The organism is Sphingopyxis sp. SCN 67-31, from assembly GCF_001725095.1.
Genome location: NZ_MEFH01000218.1, coordinates 1 through 5013, shown reverse-complemented (window position 1 = coordinate 5013; position 5013 = coordinate 1). Strand labels below are relative to the sequence as shown.

At 68.5% G+C, this 5013-nt stretch carries 5 protein-coding genes; 3 read left to right on the top strand and 2 right to left on the bottom strand.

The window, feature by feature from the left end:
• Nucleotides 1–813 (bottom strand): tetratricopeptide repeat protein (locus tag ABS88_RS24480; RefSeq protein ID WP_286750868.1); only part of this gene is annotated, 813 nt, incomplete at its 3' end.
• 258 nt (nt 814–1071) lie between these two features.
• Between ABS88_RS24480 and ABS88_RS24475 the strand changes: the two genes are divergently transcribed.
• The 3 genes from ABS88_RS24475 to ABS88_RS24465 are packed head-to-tail and all read left to right on the top strand — an operon-like array spanning nt 1072 to nt 3959.
• Nucleotides 1072–1794, top strand: coding sequence for an AAA family ATPase (locus ABS88_RS24475; protein WP_003048766.1), 723 nt, complete (start codon nt 1072–1074; stop codon nt 1792–1794).
• Nucleotides 1795–1811: 17 nt separating this feature from the next.
• Nucleotides 1812–2528 carry a hypothetical protein gene (locus tag ABS88_RS24470; protein WP_286750867.1) on the top strand — a complete coding sequence of 239 codons (717 nt, stop codon included), beginning with the start codon at nt 1812–1814 and terminating at the stop codon, nt 2526–2528.
• A gap of 27 nt (nt 2529–2555) precedes the next feature.
• Nucleotides 2556–3959: an SPOR domain-containing protein gene (locus ABS88_RS24465; RefSeq protein WP_286750866.1), complete on the top strand. Its 1404-nt coding sequence runs from the start codon at nt 2556–2558 to the stop codon at nt 3957–3959.
• Nucleotides 3960–4070: 111 nt separating this feature from the next.
• Here ABS88_RS24465 and ABS88_RS24460 read toward each other — a convergent pair.
• A partial coding sequence (locus ABS88_RS24460) for a helix-turn-helix domain-containing protein (RefSeq protein ID WP_286750865.1) occupies nt 4071–5013 on the bottom strand: 943 nt, incomplete at its 5' end.

The window sequence follows — 5013 nt, the reverse complement described above, 5'->3', positions numbered from 1 at the left end:
CCCCGGTTTGGCGGCGGCGGTCGCGGCGACGGCATCGGCGGTCGCTTCGCTCGCGGCGGTGGCGGCGTCGCGCGCCTTGGCGGGCTTCGTGGCGGAGGGCTGCGGCTCGATGAGCGGCGGCGGCGTATAGCTCGCGCCCGGTTCGGAGGCCGGCAGGCTGGCGGTACGGATCGTCGGCGCGGGCGCTGCATCGGGCGCCGGGGCGCCAGCACTGACCGCCGCGAGCCGCGCGCGCGTTTCGTCCTTTTCCATCTGCGGCAGCATCGCCAGCCCGCGCTGGCGCTGATCGAGCGGGACGAGCTGGTCGAGCTGGACCAGGCGCGCCGAAGCGACGGTCAGTCCGGCGTCGCTCGCGCGCTTGGTCAACGCGTAGCTGCGCGGCCAGTCCTTGGCGATGAGGTCGCCGTTGAACAGCGCAGTGCCGAGCACATATTGCGCGCGCGGTTCACCGCGTTCGGCCGAGCGGATGATATAGGGCATCGCTTCCTTCTGCCGCCCGGCCGTAAAGATGACGAGGCCAAGATTATCCTCGGCCTGCAGATGGCCCTGTTTTGCGGCGCGACGATACCAGCTTTCGGCCTGCGTCAGATCGACGGGCACGCCGCGCCCGAGCTTGTACGCCTGCCCCAGATTGAACTGCGCATCGGCATCGCCGGCGAGCGCCAGCGGCCGCCATTCGGCCACCGCCTTCGCGAAATCGCCAGCCTGCCACGCATCGACGCCATCCTTGACATCGGCTTGTGCGGGCATCGCAAGCGCAAGGGCCGAAGCGATCGGAAGCGCGAGGCGCAGCGCGGTGCGAAATGAACGCATCTTATTCTCCAATGACTTGCGCCGCACCGGGCGGGCGGCAGTCGCGGGAGCCGGTCCTAACCCCAAATGGCTAACAGCCCCTTAGCATAGGGGCCGGGCGGACCGAAGTTGCCCCGCTTCGGCACATGTCGTTGCTGACGTCTTGTTAACCAGGTTTCTGCGCAATTCGTTCACCTTCTTTTTATCATCGTTAACCCAATTTTAGCTCCCTGCATGGCATTCCCCCGCCAATTCGTTGATTTTTTCAGGGGGACAGCAGTGCGCGTTCTGGCATTGGCTTCACAAAAGGGCGGGTCGGGCAAGACGACCCTGTCGGGGCATCTGGCGGTGCAGGCCCAGCTTGCAGGCGCCGGTCCGGTCGTCCTGATCGACATCGATCCGCAGGGTTCGCTGGCCGACTGGTGGAACGAACGCGAGACCGATCTGCCGGCCTTTGCGCAAACGACGGTCGCGCGGCTGGCCTCCGATCTCGAGATTTTGCGCCAGCAGGGCTTCAAGCTCGCGGTCATCGACACCCCGCCCGCAATCACCATGGCGATCCAGAGCGTGATTTCGGTCGCCGAGCTGATCGTCGTCCCGACGCGTCCGAGCCCGCACGACCTGCGCGCCGTCGGCGCCACCGTCGACCTGTGCGAACGCGCGGGCAAGCCGCTGGTGTTCGTCGTCAACGCGGCAACCCCGAAAGCCAAGATCACCAGCGAAGCGGCGGTTGCGCTGTCGCAGCACGGCACCGTCGCGCCTGTGACGCTGCACCATCGCACCGATTATGCGGCTTCGATGATCGATGGCCGCACGGTGATGGAGGTCGATCCGAACAGCCGTTCGGCCGACGAGATCCGCCAGCTTTGGACCTACATCAACGACCGGCTGGAAAAGAATTTCCGCCGCACCGTCTTCTCCGCCCCGATGCCGGCACAGCCCGGCTACGGCACCGTCCGCCCGATGGGCGGCGGTTTCGGCCGCCGCATGGCCGGCCAGTGAACGGGGGAGTAGAAAAAATGGGCGAACCCAAACCCCTCGCATCGCTGAGCGCCGGACTACTGGCCCGCAAGGGCGCTGCACGGCCTGCCATGCGCCGCCAGCCGCTCGGCAGCGGCCCCGCCGCGACCTTCGGTCAGCAGGGCTATGACGATCTGGGCTGGAACGACATGGGCTATGATGTCGACCCGCAGCAGTCGTCGGAACCGGCACGCATGGTCGATCTGAAGCCGCTGCTCGCCGGATCGGTGCTCGATCATAATGCCGCCGCCGAACATGCGGTCGACGCCAGCACCGGCCACGAACTGATCGCCGAAGAAACGGCCGACCTGACGCCCGCCGACATGGCGCCGCTCGATCCGACGCCGGTCGATCTGACGGGCGCGCCCGCGGCCGACTTTGCTGCGGAAGCAGTCGAAGTTCCCGAAATCGTTCGCCAGCAGGAATCGCTGATCGAGCGCGTCGCGGCCGTCGCCCGCAAGGTCGAGGCGCGGCCCGAGCCCAAGGCGAAGAAGGACAAGGCGCCGCGAACGCAGCGCGCCCGCGAAAAGGCGGCGTTCACGCTCCGCCTCGACGCCGAACGCCATTTGCGCCTGCGCCTTGCGAGTGCGGTGACCAACCGGTCGGCGCAGACGATCCTGACCGAACTGCTCGACGATTATCTGTCGGCCTTGCCCGAAATCGACGCGATGGCGAGCCGCCTGCCCGCCGCGCGCCCGCTGCGCAAGTCGGCCTGATCCGGACCAGATAAAGGGGGACCTGACATGAACCGCAACATGCTGATGAAGCTGGCCGTTTCGGGCTTTGTCCTGGGCGTTACCACGACCGGGTGCGCCGCACCCGGCAAGGTCGCCGCGGGGCCGAACGATGCCGCGGGCAAGCCCGAGGTTGCCGCCGCGTCGGCCGAGAAGGCGCGTGCCGCCCTTGAGGACGGCAAGGTCAGCAAGGCGGTCGGTCTTGCCGAAGCCGCGGTCGCGGCAAGCCCGCGCGACGGCCATTACCGCGCGCTGCTCGGCCAGGCCTATCTGAACGACGGACGCTTCGCCTCGGCGACCGACGCCCTGTCGGAAGCGATGGAGCTGGGCGTCAAGGACAGCAACACGGTGCTCGCAATGACGCTGGCGCATATCGCGCAGGGCAAGACATCGCAGGCGGTGTCGCTGCTCAAGGAAAATTTCGATACCGTTCCGGCCCCCGACCTCGGCCTCGCACTCGCGCTGGCCGGTGACACCGAATCGGCGATCTATATCCTGACCGAAGCCGCGCGCGCCGAAGGCGCGACCGCGCGCACGCGGCAGAATCTGGCGCTGGCGCTTGCCCTGTCGGGCCGCTGGGCGCAGGCGCGCATCGTCGCGTCGCAGGATCTGTCGCTCGCGAAGGTGGAAACGCGCATGGCCGAATGGTCGAAACTGGCCGAACAACCCAATTCGCAGCTTCGCGTCGCGAGCCTGATCGGCACGACGCCGCAACAGGATGCCGGGATGCCGGTGCGCCTTGCGCTCAGCAATTTCGCCGGTACGCAGATGGCCGCCGCCGACACCGCGCCGGCCGCCGACGCCCCGGTTCTGGCGAGCGCCGATCCCGCGCCGGTCGATCAGTTTGCGCCGCCGCCGCCGCTGCTCGCCAGTGCCGACAGCGCGATCCGCACGGTCGAACTGCCGATGCCGCAACGCGACGCCAATGGCGTCGTGCCGGTCACCGATCTGCCGCAGCCCAAGGCCGCGCCGGTCATCATGGCCGACGCCAAGCCCTATCGCGCCGCACCGCGCGTCGCGGGCGATTATGTTCGCAAGCCGTCGCCCGAAGCGAAGGAACTGGCCGCGAAGGTCATGCCGCGCGTCGCCGCCTTCGATGCTGCCAAGCCGCAGGGCTGGGCCGTCCAGCTCGGCGCCTATGACAGCCTGGGCATCGCCAAGGAAAAATGGGGCGTGTTGAAAAAACGCAACGGCGTGCTGGCCGCTTATCCGGCTTCGAGCCATTCGGCGGTCGTCGATGGCCGCACCTTCTTCCGCCTGACGGTCAACGGGCTCGGCTCGCGCGCCGACGCCGTGAAGCTGTGCAGCAGCCTCAAGGCCCAGGGCCAGAGCTGCTTCGTCCGCGAAATGGGCGGCAGCGAGGCGATCCAGTGGGCATCGGCGGGCAAGCCGGTGCGCATGGCCGCGCGCTGAACAAAGTTTGCCCCTTCCACCAGAGGAAGGGGTTGAGGGGGGAAAGGGGCGTAGCCGGGGGGCCGCGCCCCTTTCGCGTTTGAAGGCCCTCTCCCCCGGGCGCGCCGACGCCTATTCGTCGAGCGCCTCGAAATAGCGCGCCATCGCCTCGTTCGCGCCGTCGGACAGCGCAATGAAGATGCGCCGTCCGTCCTGCGGATCGGCCTCGCGCAGGAAAATGCCGGCGTCGGTCATCGTCTTGATCCAGCGCAGCGCCGTCGTCGCGGGGACCGCGGCGGCGATGCACAAGCTCGACACCGACACCGGCTGCCGCTCGAGCCGCGCCGCATAGAGATCGAGCAGCATGTCCCAGGCGGGATCGGCGAACAGATCGGCGGCGAAATATTGCTCGCGCATCCGGCGCTGGCGCAGCATGTGGCGCACCGCCTTGGCGCGCTGACGGTCGCGGGTGCGCTCTTCGGGTTCGAAACTGCGCGGCATCACCGAAAAATCGCGCGTCGGCGCGCGCACGCCGGAGTCATAGCCGACGATGCCGCCACCCGGGCGCGGCGCCCCCGCCAGTCCCGGCTGCCCCGCGAGTTCGCCCAGCAGACGCGAAATGCGCGCCACCTCATCCTGCAACCGGTCGATCCGCTCCATCGCCTCGTCGCGCGAAATATCGTGGACGGCGAGCCGCGCCGACGGGCGCGCTGCGGCAAGCGCGACGAGGCGTTCGGCGGGGTCGGCATCGACCAGCCATTGGGTGCGCAAAGCGTCAGGCACGGCAGCGGCGACGCGATCGAGCGCGGCAAGCGTCGTTTCGCAGACAAGGCCGCATTGCCGTTCGGCCGCCGCCGCCATCAGGTCGGAGAAGGTTTCGCTCTCGATCGCCTCCGCTCCCGCGATCCACAATATGTCGGCGGCGATCATCGCGCGCAGATGCCCTGCGGCGCGCATCGACGGCACCGCTGCGACAAGCCGCACCCCCGCGACACGGTCGACATCGGGACAGGCCGCATCGCAGCCGACGAAAAGCAGGCGCGCCGGCGCCCCTTCGTCGCGCGGCGCCGACCAT

Excerpts from the sequence above, each read along its gene's own strand:
- ABS88_RS24465 (WP_286750866.1), top strand. The coding sequence starts at position 2,556 with ATGAACCGCAACATGCTGATGAAGCTGGCCGTTTCGGGCTTTGTCCTG.
- ABS88_RS24470 (WP_286750867.1), top strand. The coding sequence starts at position 1,812 with ATGGGCGAACCCAAACCCCTCGCATCGCTGAGCGCCGGACTACTGGCC.